General features: G+C 29.5%; 13 protein-coding genes. 9 read left to right on the top strand and 4 right to left on the bottom strand.

Annotated features, from left to right (window positions below):
• Nucleotides 1-261 precede the first annotated feature (261 nt).
• Nucleotides 262-1,857: an NlpC/P60 family protein gene (locus NX902_RS25050; protein ID WP_341153316.1), complete on the top strand. Its 1,596-nt coding sequence runs from the start codon at nucleotides 262-264 to the stop codon at nucleotides 1,855-1,857.
• Between the two features lie 21 nt (nucleotides 1,858-1,878).
• A complete protein-coding gene (locus NX902_RS25045; RefSeq protein WP_341123882.1) occupies nucleotides 1,879-2,193 on the top strand; it encodes a hypothetical protein in 315 nt (104 codons plus the stop codon).
• Nucleotides 2,194-2,782: 589 nt separating this feature from the next.
• Here the strand turns inward: NX902_RS25045 and NX902_RS25040 are convergent.
• Complete coding sequence (locus NX902_RS25040) at nucleotides 2,783-2,968, bottom strand: hypothetical protein (protein WP_341123898.1); 186 nt, start codon at nucleotides 2,966-2,968, stop codon at nucleotides 2,783-2,785.
• Between the two features lie 225 nt (nucleotides 2,969-3,193).
• Between NX902_RS25040 and NX902_RS25035 the strand changes: the two genes are divergently transcribed.
• The 6 genes from NX902_RS25035 (at nucleotide 3,194) to NX902_RS25010 (ending at nucleotide 12,935) form a co-directional block, all read left to right on the top strand.
• Complete coding sequence (locus NX902_RS25035) at nucleotides 3,194-3,334, top strand: hypothetical protein (RefSeq protein ID WP_341123883.1); 141 nt, start codon at nucleotides 3,194-3,196, stop codon at nucleotides 3,332-3,334.
• Between the two features lie 775 nt (nucleotides 3,335-4,109).
• A complete protein-coding gene (locus tag NX902_RS25030; protein ID WP_341123884.1) occupies nucleotides 4,110-7,247 on the top strand; it encodes a metallophosphoesterase family protein in 3,138 nt (1,045 codons plus the stop codon).
• Between the two features lie 229 nt (nucleotides 7,248-7,476).
• Nucleotides 7,477-9,576 carry a KAP family P-loop NTPase fold protein gene (locus NX902_RS25025; RefSeq protein ID WP_341123885.1) on the top strand — a complete coding sequence of 700 codons (2,100 nt, stop codon included), beginning with the start codon at nucleotides 7,477-7,479 and terminating at the stop codon, nucleotides 9,574-9,576.
• A gap of 189 nt (nucleotides 9,577-9,765) precedes the next feature.
• Nucleotides 9,766-10,521 carry a hypothetical protein gene (locus tag NX902_RS25020; RefSeq protein WP_341123886.1) on the top strand — a complete coding sequence of 252 codons (756 nt, stop codon included), beginning with the start codon at nucleotides 9,766-9,768 and terminating at the stop codon, nucleotides 10,519-10,521.
• 339 nt (nucleotides 10,522-10,860) lie between these two features.
• A complete protein-coding gene (locus NX902_RS25015) occupies nucleotides 10,861-11,535 on the top strand; it encodes a hypothetical protein (protein WP_341123887.1) in 675 nt (224 codons plus the stop codon).
• A 434-nt stretch (nucleotides 11,536-11,969) separates the two neighbouring features.
• Nucleotides 11,970-12,935, top strand: coding sequence for a DUF3800 domain-containing protein (locus NX902_RS25010; protein ID WP_341123888.1), 966 nt, complete (start codon nucleotides 11,970-11,972; stop codon nucleotides 12,933-12,935).
• A gap of 551 nt (nucleotides 12,936-13,486) precedes the next feature.
• Here the strand turns inward: NX902_RS25010 and NX902_RS25000 are convergent.
• From NX902_RS25000 to NX902_RS24990, 3 genes are all read right to left on the bottom strand, one after another.
• Nucleotides 13,487-14,140 carry a hypothetical protein gene (locus tag NX902_RS25000; RefSeq protein WP_341123889.1) on the bottom strand — a complete coding sequence of 218 codons (654 nt, stop codon included), beginning with the start codon at nucleotides 14,138-14,140 and terminating at the stop codon, nucleotides 13,487-13,489.
• A 738-nt stretch (nucleotides 14,141-14,878) separates the two neighbouring features.
• Nucleotides 14,879-16,561, bottom strand: coding sequence for an ATP-dependent helicase (locus NX902_RS24995; RefSeq protein ID WP_341123890.1), 1,683 nt, complete (start codon nucleotides 16,559-16,561; stop codon nucleotides 14,879-14,881).
• Complete coding sequence (locus NX902_RS24990; protein WP_341123891.1) at nucleotides 16,546-18,693, bottom strand: ATP-dependent nuclease; 2,148 nt, start codon at nucleotides 18,691-18,693, stop codon at nucleotides 16,546-16,548. Before NX902_RS24990 ends, NX902_RS24995 begins: the two co-directional genes overlap by 16 nt.
• A 322-nt stretch (nucleotides 18,694-19,015) precedes the next feature.
• Here NX902_RS24990 and xerS point away from each other — a divergent pair, with 322 nt between their 5' ends.
• Nucleotides 19,016-20,131: a tyrosine recombinase XerS gene (xerS, locus tag NX902_RS24985; protein WP_341123892.1), complete on the top strand. Its 1,116-nt coding sequence runs from the start codon at nucleotides 19,016-19,018 to the stop codon at nucleotides 20,129-20,131.
• The last annotated feature ends 430 nt before the right edge of the window (nucleotides 20,132-20,561 follow it).

The following is a 20,561-nucleotide window of genomic DNA, read 5'->3' as shown; positions in this document are numbered from 1 at the left end:
TGTTTGAGAAAGTAATCACTTGATTTAACAAAGGTTTGATAGAGAGTGAGAAGTAAATGTGTATAGGAAAAGTACTTTTTGGTCTGAATATGGGCATTGTGCTAGCATTACCTCAATTAATCCTAATTTTAATTGATTATTTAAAGTGTTAATACATGAATATGTTGAACAAATTGAAAATTCAAATGGGATAACCCCAAGATTCATAGAGAGACATTCATTTCTATGTATTCTTGGGGTTATTTTTTGGGGAGGGTTAAAATGAGTAGTAAAATTAAAAGTATCACTTTTCTTTCTGCTATTGGGTTATCCATAGGGTTGATAAATGGACCAATCCATGTTGCTGCAAATGAGAGTGAAAAAGAAATAACAACGATTGATTCGATTGATGAATATAATAAAAATTTGAAAGAACAAATTGTAAAGATGGATAAGGCTATAAATATAACCCAAAATGAATTAGTTTTAAAAAAAAGGCAACTAAATCATTTAAAAACAGCAATAGACTTAAATAAAAAGCAGGTAAAAAAAGTTAAAGATGAACTGGCCGCGAAAGAACATGAATATCGGGAAAAAAAGAAAAGTTCGGTGAATGATCTACCCTTTCTTTCGGATAATTTTGCCGGGATAAATGAAGATATTATTATAAAGAAGAACGTAAAGAACTTTAATTTCGTAGAAGATTTGAACAGAGATTTTACGTATTTAATGGAAAAACAAACATTACTCAATGAATTTAGCGATTTGAATGAACAATTGCAACAACAACAGGAAGCTTCCAGTAAGTTAATAGATGCATTGAAGGAAAAAGAGGATACTTATAAAGAAAAAAAAGAAAAATTAGAATTAAAAAGCAAAACTTTATCAAAGGATAAAGAGATGATTGAAGCCGCTATTACTAATGAAAATGCCAGGGTAAATGGAGAACGATTTGAAAGTGATTTTTACCAAAAAAGCATTACATCATCTAAAGAGGTACCAGAAGAATATATGCCATATTATCTTTATGGTGAACAGACATATAACATACCATGGTATTACTTAGCGGCTATACATGCTGTAGAAACCTCCTTTTCCACTCATATTTCCATGGAATCCAGTGTTGGAGCCATAGGACCTATGCAATTTATGCCTTCTTCATGGGTAGGATCTAAGTACGATATTGGTGGAGGATTAGTAGCTGAAGATATAGACATCACCGATTTAGAAACCATAAAAAGAGGAAACGGGTTTGGAATTGATGCTAATAATGATGGAAAAGCAGACCCGTGGAATCCAGCGGACAGCATTGCAAGCGCAGCGTATTACTTAGCTTCTCATGGATTTGAAAATAACAAAGAGAAGGCAATATGGGCCTATAACCATGCAGATTGGTATGTTGATAAAGTTATAAAGTTAGCAGAGAGCTTTAAGTTCCAAAAGGACATATCTACAATCGATCTAAATATCAATAATAATAGTGGGATTGATGTTACAACAGTAGGATATAAGTGGATAAATAATTCTTATTACGTATTTGGAGGAGGAAGGAGCAAAGAGGATATAAGTAGAGGGTATTTTGATTGTTCTAGCTTTGTTCATTGGGCATTTGAACAAGTTGGAGTAACCTTAGGCAATAGAACCGGAGTGACAACAGACACTCTTAAAGAAATGGGGAATGCGGTTAATTATGAAGCTGCTAAACCAGGAGATCTCGTATTCTTTGATACTTATAAAAAAGATGGGCATGTTGGGATTTATTTAGGAGAAGGGAAATTCATCGGCGCCCAAAGCTCTACCGGAGTTGCAATTGCAGATATGTCTAATGGCTATTGGAATCAAAAGTTTAATGGAAGAGTTAAAAGAATTTCCCATTAATTATATGAGGAGGAATGGGAAATGGATAGTAAAAATAGCAAAATGATAGATAATGCAAAGAAATTAGCAAATGAAATAGTAAGAATAGAGAATCAAATTCAGTTGATAATTGAATCAAAACAATATGTCTTTGATGTTTTATATGATGGGGAATTAGGATGGATTGTTCAAACTTCCTATTGTCAAATTGGAGGATGTATAGTTAATTACATTCCTTGCAAATCTAAAATCTCTGCTATTGAAGTCTCTGCAAGACTGACATTTAAAGGGGTGAAACCTGATGCTTATGGAAGCTGTTTAACTTGTAGCGAAGACATATATGAAATGCAAACATAGAAGATAGCTATGAATTCTAAAAATTTTTAAATACAATGAGGTTGATAAATCTCATTATATTTCTACCCTCCACCCATAAAAAAATAATTAATAAAAGACTATTTTAATTACTAATGATTTTGTTTAATCATTCATCTATAAATTTATAATTACAGTGAGAAGTACTTGGGAAGCAACAAAATTTGCATAAATTTTATTACTTAACTTTTCATTGTTTTTTCTAAGTGTTGAATAACTAAATATCGTTTGTAAAAGAAGTAACACTAACTATTAAAAAAACTAAATGTTACTACGAACGAGGAAATTTAGATGCTTTAAAGAGAAGAAACTCGAAAACAGATAAAAATTCCATTTTTGAGTTTCTTTTCAACATACGATATTACAAATCCATGTTCAATATGGAGAATTTAAGTAGTAATTTCCTTTAATTATCCAAGAAGTTTTTTCAATGTATTTTCCAATGAAGTAAACTAAATTGAAAAAAGTTAAAGCGTCAAAAAATAAATGAATGAAAGAAAATCTAAATTTTTTGCTGACATGTAGAAGCTTTCAGTAGGTATTAATCATATAGATTCACCTCATATATGATTTATTTACTATTAAAAGTTACCCAAACTTTATAAATAAATGAATCCTCTACCTTTAATCCTGGATGAATATTGAAACTCTTTTCTGTATGAACAACATAATCAGGATTAGAAGCTAGAAAAAATGAAAGAGCATATGCTATTTTATAATCTGGTGTTATATATCCATTTATTGTTCTACCATGTATTTCGTTTGCTAAAGTATCAGCCCATACCTCTGATTCTCTTCAAGTTTAAAAAATAATAGTTTCTTTTTTCCATTCTATCTTCATCATTTATAACCTCATTTCTTTATTTCTTATGTTTCGGTTTCTTCTTTAGGGCATTTTGCAAGTTAAATATCGATAACCATATCTTTCCGGATTTGTACCCGTTATATGCCAAGTAAGAAGTGGATAACTTTGACCTTTAATTTGATAATTTTTCATGCTTCTATGAAATTATATGATGCTCCTTCGGAATGGGGTTCATATGGTGTGTTTATAGCTTTACCGTTTACTGCTGCAGAGGGCATTTTAACTACTACAATTTTTATCGAAGTAAATGTTGACTAACTTTAGCTGTACAAGAACACTACCTTCAATAAATAATAATATACAATAGTAGAAAATAAATTAATTAGTAGAGGGGAAATTATTCTCATCGTGTTTCTATAATTTTTCTATCTATTGAAGGAGGAGAGGTATGGGAAATATCTATCTAGAAAAGTGAAAGTTACAATTTATACAAGAGGAATATTTCAAAAGTTAAAAGAAAACAAAGATTTTAAAAAGAATATATGTATATAGGAAAAACTAGTAAGTAATCTTCCATTTATTAGTATGGAACATGGTATAATATACTTAATTTTAAGAAGCTGATTATGCTTGGAAACTTGCAGGTAAACAGGCTTAATATAATATTAATACACAACAGAGTCAACAGGGAAATTTAAAGCAACGTGAGGCTAATGAAGCAGCGAAGAGAGCAATGAAATTATAATAATAAATTCTCTGAGACTGCTGTTCTTTGGTGTTCTAAAGGATTTTAATGTATTTTTCAATCGTTCTTTTAATCCAAGTATTTTTTTATAAAAAACATGTCCAATCCTCTATTTAATCACTTAATAATTTGAATAGAAAAATTAGATGATAAATCTTTAAATTATTTTGGTGGATTCGACTTACATGTCAAAGACAACAAAGGAAGTGGTTAGTGTTATCGAAAGTACTTAAAATAGAGAGAATATCAAATTATTGATAAGTAATTTCCTTATATTAAAGGATAATGGAGAACTTTTGTAATGGTTAGAGATAGTTCAAGAGATTATATAAAAGGGTGGGTGAATTCATGATATTTACAATTTTACATATTTCAGATATACACTTTAAAAATGAGCATAATTCCCTTGAGGATAAGCTGGACAAATTTTATAGATCTGTAATTTCAAACTTAAGAGATTCGGATTATATAGTATGTTGTGTTACTGGTGATATAGCTTATTCAGGTTTGCAAGATCAATATTATAATAAGGCATTTTCCTTTTTTGATAACTTAAAACAAGAGATATATGATGAATTAAATAAAGAAGTTGAGTTTTTATTTATACCAGGAAACCATGATTGTGATTTTAGCAATAAAGAATTTGAAAAACCTCGCAAAATACTCATAGAAGATGTAAGAAAAAAGAAAGATTCTCCAATTGAAGAATCAATTATAAAAATGATAAAACAGCAGAAATATTTCGAAGAATTTAAAGAGATATTTCATCAGGATTGGAAAAATTGTAAATTAGTATATAAAAATGAATTATTTGAAAAAGTAACTCTAATCTTAGAAAATAAAAAAATTTGTTTTAATCTTATTAATAATTCATGGATTTCAGAATTACAAGAAAATCCAGGGAAAATGATATTTCCTATAAATATGTTAGATTCTATAGAAGATAATTTAGGAGATGTAAATATAACTTTAATACATCATCCTGATAACTGGTTAGACCCTGATAATAGAAAAGCATTTCGTAAATCAATTGAAAATTCTTCAGATATTATATTAAGCGGTCATGAACATGCGGGGGAAAATAGTACTGTTGAATATTGGAATAAAAGAAAAATTCAGTACCATGAAGGAGGAGCGCTTCAAGAGAATTGGGACGATAGTATCTCATCTTATAATGTAATTCATTTTAATTTAGAAAATCAACATCAAAAGGTTGTCTGTATTGGTTGGAAGGGTGATATTTATTCAAGAATTATGGAAACTGATTGGGAGAACACTTTGCAGTACAATCACTCAGTTAAAGGTAATAATTCAGAAATATTAGAACCTACAGATCGTTATTTAAATCAAATAAACAATTTGCAAATTCCGCTTACTCATCCCAGAGTAGAGGACGTAAGTATTAGTGATATTTATGTTTATCCACATATGAAAGAGTTGCTTTATCAAGAAAAGAATAATGAGGTAACATCACAAAAAAATGCTGATCACATATTGAGTGAACTAAATACAAGTACACACTTTTTTATTACTGGAGAAAAGGAATCAGGAAAAACGACGTTATCCAAGAAGTACTTTAATGAATTTTATCAACTAGGATATTATCCGCTTCTTATTGATGGTCAAGGAATTAAACCTGCACTTATTAAAGATATGATAAAGTTACTGAAAGAACCAGTATGGGATACATACGGAAAAAGCAATTATGAACGTTATTTACAATTAAAAAGAAATGATAGAGTTTTAATCATTGATAATTGGCAGAAGGCAGCATTGAATGATAAATTGAAAACAAAATTTTTAGAATATGCTAATAAGTGGTTTAATAACATTGTGTTTTTTTCTGATTCAGTTTCAAATATTAAAGAAATGCTGCAATTAAGAACAACAACAATAGAAAATTTGAAGATAAGACAGTTTAAATTATCGGAGTTTGGATATGTAAAAAGAGCTGAGTTGATTGGTAAATGGGTAAAATTAGGTCAGGAAGAGAGCTTGAATGAGGAACAAGAAATCCGCATAATTGATCAATTTGAAAAAATGGTAAATTCGGTTATTGGTTCAAATTACATTCCTACTTTTCCGTTATATATATTAGTTATGCTGCAGACCTTTGAAAGTGGTAAAGAACATAACTTAGATAAAAGCACAAATGGTTATTATTATGAAGTCTTAATTAAGCAAGCATTGATGAAAATACAGATACAAAACAAAGATATTGAAACGATGAATAATTATTTGACGGAATTAGCATTTTACTTTTATAAATTCAAGTTAAAGAAAATAAAACCACTTGAATGGGACAAATTTCATGATAAATATAGATTAGAATATGATTTAACGAATGAGCAACTGCCATTTACAATTTATAAGCAAAAATTGTTAGGAGCAAAAATTCTGGAAAGTCATAATGACGGATTTAGGTTTTCTTATTCTTACATATATTATTATTTTATAGCTCAATATCTAGCAAAGAATGTTAAAGAGGAAGAAGAGCAAAAAATCATTGCAAATCTTTGCAAGAATTTATATGTAGAAAAAAATGCAAATATATTAATGTTCTTAGTTCATTTATCTAAAGATTCATCCATAATGTTCAGAGTGAAAGAGGCTGCAAAAGGTATTTTTGAATCGTTAACTGAATTAAGACTTGATGAAGATGTTAGCATTATTAATGATTTTATGGATTCAATTCCAGCAATGGTAATTCATGATATTGATGTAAAAACGAACCGTTATGAAGTTAATAAAAGTGCGGATAATTTATATGACTCAAAAATAGATGAATCAGAAGATGACTTCAATGAGGAATCAGAAGAGGATGTTGAAAACCATCAGCTTCAAATTATAAATGAAATGAATAAAGCATTTAAAATGATTGAATTAATTGGCCAAATTTTAAAGAATTATTATGGATCTATGAAGGGCGAAGAAAAGAAAAACCTATGTAGCGAAGCCTTCACAATCGGTTTAAGAACAGCTAACTCTATAATTGGGGATTTAAAAAATAATAAAGATAGTTTAATTGAATTCATTACAGATTTAATAATATCTAAAGAGGGAGATGCAAATTTATCAAATGAAGAAATTACAAAGCGATCCAAAAGAATCTTATATAATATGTCAAAATTAGTTATTAGCGGTACAATAATGAAGGTTTCTTTATCTGTCGGATCTAAGGAGTTAGATGAAACATTAAGAAAAGTTGAAGATGTTCTAGATATTAATTCTGCAAGATTGATAAATGCCGCAATTAAACTTGAACATTATGATCAATTTCCATATGATGATATAAAAAATCTATATAAATTATTAAACGATAATAAAATTGGTCAAGATTTATTAAGAGATTTTGTAAAAAGACATCTGTATATGTTTAAAACTGATTTTAAGGAACAACAAAAAATTTGTTCTAGCGTTGGAATCCAGTATAAGCCTCAAAGTATGTATAGAATTACTACTGCAGAAAATAGTGTATTAAGATAAAAATTCAATTTCTATAAAGTATGTGCGTAATAATCTAAACGAGAATGTTATCCAGAATATATTATATTGGTTATTGTCAATTAAACGACGAGTTAGTATAAAAGGTTAACCAGTTATTGGTTGACCTTTTTACTAGCTCTAATTCTAAGGCTTTATGATATTACCTTAATTAGATACCACCTAGGCAAAAATCAAAATATAGTAATTAAATTATTCGGGGGATGATATATTGGAAGACACTAATAATTACTCTTCAGATGCACCAATAATGGACTTGAGTGAAGATAAATTTAATAGGTATCCATTTGCAAAGAGAATTGCTGAAGTTATATCTGGAAGGACTGACCCAAGTAGTATTGTTATAGGAATAAATGGAGCTTGGGGTGAAGGTAAAACATCGGTGTTCAACTTCATAGAAAATGAATTAAAACCATATACTGAAATAGTATGTCTAAAGTTTAATCCATGGAGGTTTGGAACAGAAGAAACGATGCTAATAAACTTTTTTAACTATTTAGCAGACGCAATTGATAGCTCTTTAGAAACAAAAAAGGATAAAATATCTAATCTAATTAATACATATGGTATTCCCATAGCAAAAGCTACTGGTTTTAATACTATAGCTGAAGGTGTAAGCCCATTTTTAGCTAACGGGGTTAATTTAGATAAACTTAAAACTAGACTAGAAGAAAAGCTGAATAAGGAGCAGATAAGAGTTGTTGTGTTAGTAGATGATATAGACCGTTTAGATAAAAATGAAATACATTCCTTATTTAGACTTATTAAATTGACTGCTGATTTTAAATATACAGCATATGTGCTTGCCTTTGATAAAGAGGTTGTAACCTCAGCATTGCAAGATAAATATTCTTATAGCAGCAGTTTCACAGGAGCCTCTTTCTTAGAAAAAATCATACAAGTTCCATTACAATTACCAGCAGCAGATTTAGAAAATTTAAGGGATTACTGTTTGAATGAACTAAAACATATTCTTGAAAAAAATAAGATAGACTTAAGTTATAGTGAAAAAGAGGAATTTTATCATTACTTTACAACTAGTTTGGAGTTATTTCTTCGTACTCCAAGGCAAGCAAAATTATATGGGAATATTCTTACCTTTTCATTACCTTTACTTAAAGGTGAAGTGAATGTAGTTGATTTAATGCTAATTGAAGGGATAAGAGTTTTTACTCCAATAATCTATTCCTTCATAAGGGATAACCAAGATTTGTTTTTATCTGAAAACACTAGTTCAGAAACAGATAAAGAAGAAAAAGTTCAAAGAATTAAGGAAGCTTTAAAAGGTCTAGATAATGAAGAATTTGAAGGAATGTTGAATCTATTAAAATACTTGTTTCCCCAGTTGAATAGTATCTATACAATCTTTTCTATTGGTGAAGAAGAAGATCAATTGAGTTTAAAACAAAGAATTTCTGCAAAAGACTATTTCCAAAGATATTTTTCATACTCAGTAAATAATAAAGATATTTCAGATATGGTTCTGGATGACTTGCTAAAAATTGCTGATAGTTTAAATGAAATAAAAGTTAAAGAAAAATTTAATAAGATAATTACCGAACAAAATAGGGAATCAATAATGACTAAATTAAGACGCAAGACTAGATGGTTCACGATTAATCAGGTTAAACATATCGCCTTAGCTTTAGCTAATATATCAAATGATTTGCCAATAATTGACGGATTTATGCGAAATACTAAGTTTGGTAATGCGGCATATGTAATTGTTGGGTGTATTTCTTCTGTTAAAGACAGTGAGTTAAGACTTTCTATTTGTAGATATATTTTAAAGAGTATAGATAATTTAGATTTTTCTATCGAAACATTTATATTATTAAATCCAGAAAAAGAAAATAATAAAAATTTCACTCATGAGAATTTACTTTCTGAAAACGACTATAAAGAACTTGCAAGATATTTAACAGAAATCATTGCAAGTAGGTTATATGGCGGTAAAACTAAGGGAGCGAGCGAGTATTTAGCATACATGTTTGCTATATGGAATGACTACGGTTTAGATAATGAAGCTACGGACTATTTGATTGAAAAACTTCAGCAAGATGAATTTTTTGTTTTTGAATTCCTAGAAAGATATACGCCTGTTTCCTACAGTGGGAGAAATAGAGGAGATTTTGAAATAGATAACTATAAGGCAGTTTGCAGATTAATAGACCCACAAATTATAATTGATCATTTACTTGATAAATACCCTTTATTACCAAATGACGAGGAGTATCCATCATCCTTTGATATCGAAAGAAACGAATTGCTAGCAAGGCAGTTTATTTGGCTTAATAATAATCCTCAATAAATCAAAAGTAAGAGGGATAATAGATTAACAACTTACAGTAAAATTGATAAGATCTAAAGAATCTTACCCTTTATTATCTTTTACCAAAATAAACAAGTGAATGGTTTACTTTATAATTTTTATATATATTTATCGAGGCTTCAATAGCTCTAATATAAACGTCTAAATCATGATAAATAAGGAGTTAGCATGAAAGCAGTTATTATATTCAAAAATAATGAGAAACTTGCACAATTTCCAACAATTCAAAAGGCAGCACATTTTATGAAAGCAGAACTACGTCGAAAACAGATTCCCTGGTCAATCGTCAATAAGGGAATTCAGCATAACATTAGTTATATGCACACAGATGGAAATGTTTACAAAATTTGTAAATTAAGTGATGATGTTAATCTTAAAAGGGAACAACAACTGGTAGCTCTAAATACGCTCCAAAAAAGTGAATTTTCCAGAATAGAATTCATTGAGTTTTTAAGCAGAAATTTGGAGCAAATTATTTACATAAAGCTCCAAATAAGCGATGAACGATTAAAGCAACACCATTTAAGTCCTAAAGGGTTAGGGGATGACTTATACTATCTAACTGAGAGCTTTCATCGTCAGAAAGGCTTGTATAATGGCAAATACAGTATGACTGACTTTATTACACCTCAAGCGTTACTCCTTATGCATCAAAAAGAAAAGGTCAAACTAATTTTTGAACATATGATACCCAAAAATCTTTATTTAAATATGCTAGTGGAAAAAGCAAGAAAAAAAATATTAACTTATGATGAAATCTATAAAGTGCTAATGAGATATTACTATACTTGTACTGTGACAAAGGAAGAAGATAATTCTCTACCTTCAACAAATATGCAGAATGGTTGGGATGGCCAAAATGCATTCTATCGCTATCAATTAGCTGGAATTGAATTTATAGAGAATCCAAAAACATTTAAATAAAGTATTCTGGATTAATAGATAACTAGGTAAATGAAACAATTCTAATATATAGCGAACAATTAAAATCTCTCTGTGAAATGAAACTATTATCCGCAATATAACTTGTATTAGAATCTGATTTGGGATTTGTCGAAAACGAGAAAGAATATTTTAAGTGCATAGTTATGTACTAGTGAAATCTGCCTTATGAGAGTAAGGGAAAGGTGCATTAAGAAGTTATTACTACTCTCATAGATTATTAATATTTCTTAAGAATAGATTTAATCAATGAAGAGTAAACCTTCTGCTTAATTTATGACAAAGAATTTGGTACATAAATAATATAGGAGTGATGATTACTTGCATATTGGTAAATATATAGATTTTTTGCGAAAAGCAATCAATAATGTCGAAGACGTTTATTATGGAAATAAGGCTTGGATAGATTCTATGCTTAATTATCATGAGAATAAGATTGAATCCCAGGATGACCGAAAAGAGTTAATACCGTATTTGAGTAGGCATCAAGAGAGAGTATTCTGCTATGAGCTTTATCATCAATTTCGCAAAATAATGGAACAAAAACAAAATGAACTGACCGAAGAATGGATATTGCAAGGTGAACCCCGCAAAGGGCCAATAGGTAGTGAAATTGAAGAATATTGTGAAGTACAAAGTATCGATAAAATATATTATCCTGACTTCCTAGTACATGAACCTAATACAATGAATAATGGCTTAATTATCGAAGTTAAAGCCAACCCTAGCCTTACTATAAAAGATATGAAAAAAGATATATTGAAAATCGATCAGTTTATAAACAAATATGAATATCAAAAAGGGGTTTTCTTAGCGATAAATATTACCAAAGATAGGCTCAAGGAACTTCTAAATGATTCTCGTCTAATAGTTCCTCTAAAAGAACAAGTTATTTGTACAGATGAAATCTTACTTATATTTAAAGAATCAGCTAAGGAGAAGATAATCACAATAAACCTAGGGAAATTGTTAACAAATGGCTTTATCTTAGAATAAATTTATGAAACTTTGTACTTACACAGAAGGATGCTTAAGTTGAAGAAGAAATAATATAAATAACTTAGTATTAATATTTAGTATAAATATAAAGGATAAAATTTTAATAAAAGATAAGAACCTTCCTACACAACAATAAAATGAGCGGGGGTTAATATCTTTTAATCTTTTACTTTTAACTATTCGTATAATATAAATTTTACGAACAATAGAATGTGGACGGATAAAATGTAAGTTTGGTATAATATAATTATAGATTTAAAACAAAAAAATAGCTCAGCCCTGCCAAAACGGTAGCGGGGAAAAGCTATTCTTGCGCGTATATTACCAGCTCTACATAAACGGTAGCGGAGAAAGTAATATCATATAATTTATGATGTAATTATAACATTTATGTACTAAAAGTCAAATTAATAGCACTAGGAAGTGTTTATATGAATTATTTAATATATTTCGATGAATCAAACAAAATTGATCAATTTAATAAAGAGTTTTCTTATTATGGTGCATATAGTGGTACTGACTTGGCTCTTGCCAATCTTGTAAAAAAAATAAGGGTCATTTTTAAGAACAGTAATTCTAATAGTGAATTACATTTTAGAGAATATACAAAGGATACACATATAAAAAAGTACTTACAAACGTTACATACAGTTATAAAAGAAAATATTAGAATAAACATTTTAATAGTGAACAATACTGATGCATTCTCAGCAGCTGATAAAATTGGTTTATCAGCTAGTGAACTCCGAAACTTATTTTATATTAAAATACCAGAACGGCTTTTCTATGGATTAACGCGTGATTTATCTCATATAGGTAATAATATTGACCCTGTCAATGTTAAGATTAAAATTGATAGCAATGATGAATATGATAAACTATTTCTTAATGATAAAATAACTGAACAAATGAATGCACATTCAGCATATCGAAATAAAAACTATAGAGTCAACAAGGTAATATCTCAGGATTCTAAAAAGTCTATTCCCCTCCAAATTGTAGATACTTTTATGGGGATAGTTGTATTTCTGTTAGAAGAAGGATACCTTGAAGATTCAGATCATTCGATTGTAAAAAGTGATTTAATTTATCGTTTTTTATCTGTTGATGATAATATTATACGATTTCAAAATCAAATCCGACTTTTTAAGTGGACTGGTAATGAGGAACTTACTCCAATTAATATTGCAGAGTACGTATCCCCTTTTATTATCCATAAAGCAAATTATGACATTGAAGAAATGACTAAAATTCAAAGAATTTTGGTGGAGTATCCGAAGATATCTACTAGAGATTTGAGAATTATGCTTCAATATCCCAATACACGATTAAGGCAATTATTAGGTTATAAAGATCAAATCAATGGAATTGGTCGTAATACATATCTATTAAACTAATTGTTTTGATGTTGCCAATAATATAATTATGTAAACAAACATTCGTAAAAATTGTATTATACGAATGTTTGTTCTATTCGGTTATACAAAATATATTTGTTATTTATGGAATATATTATTTTAATAAATATTCCTATTTTCACCTTATAATATTAATTTATCCTTTTATTTAAATAAAGAGCCCGTTAATGCAATAAGGAAATTTATTTTCTTCCTACCAATGTACTTGAAGTTAATTACCATTTGGATCATAAAAGTGGAAATATGAATGACCGTTATCTTCTTGTATAACCTCAACTTTACCTTATTACAACTTTTTGTTAGATAAAATGGCAGCATGGCTTTATTCATGCTCCATTTATCGTATTAGTTACTTTATTATTCGATTTACAATTACTTCATAAGAGAATCGAGAACATCAAATTTCTGACCTGGGCGACTTAGATATTTACAACAACACCCTGGTTTGGCAAATTTGGACAGTAGATATTGCTATTCGGTTTTTTTTGTTTAAATATAATTTTTAGTGTAAGTGTTGACCATAAATTATGTTAGAGTTTTATCAATAAATCATCTAGGTTACCATTATAGGATTGGTTTTCTATAGAATTAACTAGTAGAGTGGCATTTGTATGAACTGCATATAAGTATCTAAATATATCTCCTGCCATACATTCCATTGAAAGGGTATCATTTAGTAAATAAGCATCAATATATGGATTCCTTTTAAGTTCTTGTGCTTTGACTCTATGATTTCCATCGATAACAATTACAGTATTATGAGGATCATATGCAACGATAAATATTGGATTAACTTTTGTGAAATTGATGCAAGATTGTACTTTTGAAGGGTTTAATTGTGTTAGTCCATCAAGTAAATATTTTACTGGTACAGCCTCTGGTTTTAGTTTATTCCTTTTTATTATTTTGGTAGCTAATTCAATATCCCAATATAAACTAAAAAAATCTTCATCATCGAAATAAAATTCACGATGATAAAACTGTTTCATACCAAATCTTGAAAAATTGGGAACTGGCGCATTTTTCAATTTTTTATATAAATCCTCCATTAAATTCAAATGCCTAATCTCAATAGAGTCACTATATTCTATAAAAAAGTCACTGAAAAAATTATCAAGCTTATGAAAATTAATCTGTTTAAATTTATTTAATAATTCTAAATCTGTTAGTAGTTCCTGATTCATAATTAACCCTCAAATCTATTACCAATAATTTATGTATTTCTTTCTCTTTCAATATAAATTTATACTTATTTAAATTTAATAAATCTTCTAATATTTATATCGTATTTTTGTTCTAGAAGTTTAGTAACAATTGGAAAAAACAAGAGCAAGGTTAATTATTAGCTTTAATCAATCTATGGCCATTTTTAATTTTTGGAAAGAGGAATATCCTATATCTCTTCTGAAAACCTGATTACCTCAAAAAAAGGAGTCGCAGATAATCAGCTCCTTTTATAGATTAGAATTATTTGTATATAGAAGTTAATCGAAGGATAATATTATCTTATCTTCCTAATGACGCCGTTATTAGTGAAACTTGTTGAAGAATACCTGTAGCAAGAAGATTTCCTGTCATAAAGAATAAAATTAAAATAATATAGAGAATATAAGGACTCATACATATTAGATATATATAAGTACGAGTCCTTATATTCAACAATCGCCCCCCTTTATCTATTATTAGCAAGGGTTTCACTTATTACAGGGTTGCTTGCTGCCCCTTTTCTTCCATAAGCTAGTTTGGCCCTATTGCAGTTGAGGGAATTGAAGAGCTATCCTTTTTATAAAGCGAAGATCTCTGCTCTTCTATTTTACAATACACAACATCTTTTATTTTTTATTACCTCTTTTAACAAGCCTCTCATTATCTATCTTTAAGCATAATTACTTCCATATAATATTATAATTAACTACCTTTTATCATGTTATTAATGTACTTTTTTCTCTTAGTTGAATTACTTCAAAACCTAAAGTTACAAGCTTCATCCTATTTTCATCACTGATAGCTTCCATTTTAATTATTAACCTGTTTTGAGCTCTACTCAACGCAACATAGTAAACCCTATGTGATTCTTTATTCATATCCGGATTAATAAGAAAATCAATTTCTTTGCCATCACCCTTTGAAGGTAGACTTACACAAACTGTCTCATATTCTTCACCTTTAGATTGATGAATAGTTTTAAAATTGATCAATCCATTTTCTATAATCTTTATTTGCGAGACTAGCTGTATATAAGTTAATTTATCATATAAAGCCTTTACTTTACCTCTAGTAATTTTCCCTGTTACGTCATAATGACCAACTATATAATTATTGTGAAGATCGGTAATACTTTCATTTTGGATAACTTCATAATCATTTATAAGTCTCCTTAAGTTTTCTAAAGCTTCCTTTTCAGTAAACCCAATTGTCTTCCGATAGGCCTGTTTCATATATTTTAATGCATTCTTTATATCAAGATTTTTAGCTAGTTCTAAAGCTTGAACTAAATAATATATTCTCCAACTTCTATCTCCATCTGAATCATCTACCAAAATATTCACATTGGGTTGATTGGTATGTTTATACGATAAAAACATAACCTGCCCTAAATTATCTTTTAAATAAGAGTCTGCTTCTGAACTATCTCCAACTAGAATCATCGGTGCTGGACCATCTAAGTTAATAGGGGAATATTGCTTAAAATCCACTGATTCTCTCATATGGTTTAATACATTAATAATTTGATTTGTAGATCGTCGATTTCCAGACAAAATATAAACTTTCATTTCATTTAAAGAAAATTCTCTGAATAAATCCACATTAGCTCCTTGAAAGGAATATATAGATTGACATATATCACCAATAATCCCAATACAAGTTTCCCTTTCACCAATCATTTTTAATATTTCTGTTTGGATTGGACTAGTATCTTGAAATTCATCAATCAAAATATAAGGAAATCTAGCTCTTATAATTTCTATGACTTCTGGTTTTTCTTTAAGAATACGATAGGTGAAATAAAGGACATCGTCGTGGCTTATTTTACCCTCCGTCCAATATAATTGTTTATAAAGCATATACGATTGTTTCTTAATTGAATAGCTTCCAATTCGTCCATCATTAAATTTTATAAACTTAAGTACTGGTTCCCCAGCTTCTAAAATCCATTTTAGTTTCCCTAATGCTTCTACTAAAGATTTATCATCAGCAAAATGTAACTGCTGACTCCTTGTTTTAAAATCTCTTAACTGACTTTTTCTTAGCTTAATTTCCTCGTGCCCATCTATTTTTTCTAAAGGAATTAAAGGATCATTTAAAACCCAAATATATGGCTTTACAATAAATTTATAACAAAAACTATGAATTGTGGAAACTTCTGTAGAATTTGTACAACCTTGCAATCTTTGAATTAGAGTATTCACCGCTGTATTGGTATAAGTGATACAAGCAATTTGTCTGGATTTCTTTAGTTTATGTGACTTTTTGAGAATATTTCTAATATGATTTGTCAAAAAAGTAGTTTTCCCTGCACCTGGACCTGCATAGAGTTTAAAATTCTGGTCAATAGGAATTTCACTTAAGCTATTTTCCAATTCAATTGCTACTGAGATATCCATTTTATCGCCTCCCTTATATAATCTGGGGGACTAATTAAGTTTTCCTCATCGTTACTAATTAAGTAAGCCATTTCTTGTGCTGCTTCCCCTTTTTTAACTGATAAAAGAAATCTACTTGCAAGTAGTGCAATTCTATTTTCCTTAGAATCTTTCAAAACTCCATTTTCTACCGATTCTAATAGTTCCGTTTTAAATTTTGATTTTCTAATCCTACTTATCATTTCTTCTAAAGCTTCTTCTCGGTCAACCATTTTAAATAATTCTTTCAACTCATTACTATTAGAGATTGAACTTGTTACTAAGATATCATTGGTATAATTTGTTCTGATCATTTCATATTCAAAAGTAGAGCTCAAACCAATTGGTTGTGTATATACTCTTATGTTAGATGAATAGCTTTCTCTGTTACTGATAAGGTGATTCGATGTTTCTTTGTAATCATATAATTCATTATTTATACTAAAAAAAATAGGATGACATTTTTCCCAATTGCTTGAATCATCTTCTGTAGTGTCATAATTAGCATTTGCTTCTGCTGATGTTCCTTCAATTATTTTCTTTCTCACCGGGTCTAAATCCGTAATACAAGCAATTTTTTTATTAATTGCATAAGGAGATTTAATAGTATTAAATAATTTTAAGAAATGATCAAAATATCTGCCACCAATATTTAAAACTGTTGTATGGCTATCTTCCAAAGATAACCCTAGTTTACTAGCAAACTCTGGTATAACTAGTTGTTCTGCAATTCCCTCAACTAGTATAATATTTTTTGCAAAAAATAGATCCGCCTTAGTTACATCCAAAAATCTTTTTACATAATCTCTAGACTTCTGATCTTCTTCAGAATAGGTATTACCTTCTTTAGTTTCAAAAACTTTATATGGGTAAGCCGGCCTTATAACTTCTATAGGTTTTTCGTTTCCAATGTTAACTTTTAATTTTTGCATAATTATTATATCTTCTAAGTCAACAGCGGCTGTTATATTAGGAGAATGAGAAGTAATAAATATCTGTCTTACTTCAGATTCTTTATTTCTTTTTAGAAACTGTAAAAACTTGTATTGCATACTAGGGTGTAAATGAGCCTCTGGCTCTTCAATTGCTAAAATTGAAAATACTTTAGAATTAGATCCTAGATACTCTCCAGAAGAGTCCTTTTGCATTTTGGAAAGCAATAAAGATATAAAGATTAAATTGTTATATCCTAAACCATTGCTTGTAGCGGGTAACTTAACACCCGTTTCCTTTTCTACAATTAATCTTAAAGCCGAATATAATTCATTATCGAGAATTTCACCTTCAAAAACGGGTTTCGAATTGTCTATACCTGCACCCGTATTTTTTACATACTTCAGAATTTGTTCTTCACCTTGAGTCATTCTATCTTTTAATGACTTTATTAATTTCTTTGATTCTTGAGCAAAACTATCTTTTTTTTGTTGAATTTTATCAAGCTTTTCTTGGATTTCTAAATTTACATCATTTTTAATTTCATAGTCCATATAAAAATCTATTACTTCTTTTAATAACATATTGTTACCTTTAAATAAATCCCTTTCAACATCCCTTATTGCACTAAGAAATTGAAAGTCGAATCTAGATAGTTCTGAGACATTAACCTGATTTTTTAAATCTGCATTTCCCACATATGTTTTGCTAACATATTTCTTTAAAAAATGTTGCTCGATTACTTTCCAGTAATCATTTATATCAGTACTAGATATTTCATTCATTAATTTTCTGTATGTATCTACATCATTATCAGGTAAGAAAAAATTGAATGTTATAGTAGCTTCATATGGAGTACCTATACTTGTCAGCCAGTTAGAAACTGCAACCAATTCATCCGAGTACGATTCTTCATTATCTGATTCCATTAATTTCGCGGATATAGAGATATTGGGAGGATTAGATTTTAATTTATCTAATGCTAAATTGTGATTAAAATCATTAATATTTAGTTTTCTAGAGGATTTACTGTCAAACAAGATTTCTAAAGCTTTAATTATTGTAGTCTTCCCTGCGTTATTTTGACCAATTATCACGTTAATCCCTTCTTTAAATTCAATAACAGTTGGTTCACTAGTAAATCCTCTAAAATTAGTAACTTTTAGTTCTGATATAAACATTAAAGTACTCCTTAATAGTTAAATTTTGTAACTCTATTTAATTATTTATATATTAACATATATTAATTTACAATATTCGAACATTTCCTTTATTCTTATTCCTCTATACGGTAACTAATCTACCATTTTGACATATGAATAAATACTTATCTCTGTTAAATACACAGTTTCAAGCAGTAATAAGCGTTAATCCTTCTTAATTTGAATTATGATATAATAAAGAAAACGTCTAATCCCTTATATACCAAGGTTTTAGACGTTTACCACTAGAAATTATTTAAGAGTTATTATACATTATGTAAAGAAATGTTCTTATTTAGGGGTGATAGAATTGGCTATAACAAAACAACATGAATATTATGAAAAGCGATTAGCGGAACTTCTAAAGGAAATGCCAGACTTTATAAATGAATATGTAGAGGCCAAAATGGATAATCGCTCCCCTCTTACCCTATTCAATTATGTTAGAGATTATAAGGAGTTTTTATCTTGGTTAATGGCTGATGAAAGGGTCAAATGGTCTAGTTTAAAAACATTTCCAGTAAGCTTGTTAGGATCTCTTCCCCTATCAGATGCACAAGATTACTTTAAATATGTCAGTCGAAAAAAGTACGAGAAAGCAAATGAATCTCATAAAATAAGTTCAAAAACGGTTAATAGGCATAAGTCCTCCCTTCGTTCGCTTTTCAATTATTTAACGATTGAAGCAGAAGTTTTAGGAACACAAGGTGAACCATACTTTCATCGAAATGTAATGAAAAAAATTCCTATCAAGAAAGTTTCGGAAACTTTTAATGAAAGAGCACGAAAGATTTCGGAGAAGATTTTTATAGGAAATGAAGATCTCAATTTTTTGGAGTATATAAAAAATGAATATGAAAACACTCTTTCCCCTTCAGAATTAAAGTTCTTTAATCGTGACAAGGAACGAAATTTTGCTATCATTTCATTATTTTTGGGTAGCGGAATTAGAGTAAATGAACTGATAGAATTACGCCTTAAAGATATCGATAGTAAAAATAACGAAATAAGTATTATTAGAAAAGGCGGTAAGAAAGATACTATTCCAGTTACTCCTTCTTCTATGTTAGATGTATTAGATTATCTATCTATAAGAAATGAAAGATATAAAGCAGGAAATGAGGAAAGTCAGTATCTATTTGTTAAACAATATAAGGGAGATACACTCCCTCTTACTGCACGTGCTGTTGAGAATATAGTTTATAAATATACCAAATCATTTGATAAACGAATGGCCCCCCATAAATTAAGACATACTTACGCTACTAATTTAGCAGAACAAACAGGAGGAGACATTCCGCTTATTATGAACCAATTGGGTCATACACAATCTGACATTTCCTTGCTTTATATCAATACATCTAGAGAAAAAGCTAAGCTTGCTGCAGAACAACTTGATCAAAGGAGAAAAAAATAAAAAAGGAAGCATTAAAGTGAAAACTTTATGCTTCCTTTTTGGTGTGCCCGGCATGTGTGCAATCTTTAGGGTGAAAGTCCCGAACTGCGAAGGCAGAAGTAGTAGTTAGCCTAACGCAAGGGTGTCCGTGGTGACGCGGAATCTGAAGGAAGCGGGCGGCAAACTTCCGGTCTGAGGGACACGAACTTCATAGAAGGCTAGGTATCATTGGATGAGTTTGCCAAACAAAACAAAGTCCTTTCTGCCGAAGGTGATACAAAGTAAATGAAGCAGATAGATGGAAGGAAAGATTGCACTCTTACCCGGGGAGGTCTGATGGATACGGGAAGTACACTTCCTAACCTACTTAGCGATAAGTAGCTGAACCATCAGAAGTCAGCCGATGTCATAGTACAAATCGGTCTAGAACGATTTGGAAGGACGGAACAAT

The sequence above is a fragment of the Niallia sp. FSL W8-0954 genome, from assembly GCF_038005605.1.
GTDB lineage: Bacteria > Bacillota > Bacilli > Bacillales > Cytobacillaceae > Niallia > Niallia circulans_A.
This window is presented reverse-complemented; position numbering and strand designations above follow the sequence as displayed.

Excerpts from the sequence above, each read along its gene's own strand:
- NX902_RS25000 (WP_341123889.1), bottom strand. The coding sequence starts at position 14,140 with ATGAATCAGGAACTACTAACAGATTTAGAATTATTAAATAAATTTAAA.
- NX902_RS25020 (WP_341123886.1), top strand. The coding sequence starts at position 9,766 with ATGAAAGCAGTTATTATATTCAAAAATAATGAGAAACTTGCACAATTT.
- NX902_RS24990 (WP_341123891.1), bottom strand. The coding sequence starts at position 18,693 with ATGTTTATATCAGAACTAAAAGTTACTAATTTTAGAGGATTTACTAGT.
- NX902_RS25030 (WP_341123884.1), top strand. The coding sequence starts at position 4,110 with ATGATATTTACAATTTTACATATTTCAGATATACACTTTAAAAATGAG.
- NX902_RS24995 (WP_341123890.1), bottom strand. The coding sequence starts at position 16,561 with ATGGATATCTCAGTAGCAATTGAATTGGAAAATAGCTTAAGTGAAATT.
- NX902_RS25050 (WP_341153316.1), top strand. The coding sequence starts at position 262 with ATGAGTAGTAAAATTAAAAGTATCACTTTTCTTTCTGCTATTGGGTTA.
- NX902_RS25045 (WP_341123882.1), top strand. The coding sequence starts at position 1,879 with ATGGATAGTAAAAATAGCAAAATGATAGATAATGCAAAGAAATTAGCA.
- NX902_RS25010 (WP_341123888.1), top strand. The coding sequence starts at position 11,970 with ATGAATTATTTAATATATTTCGATGAATCAAACAAAATTGATCAATTT.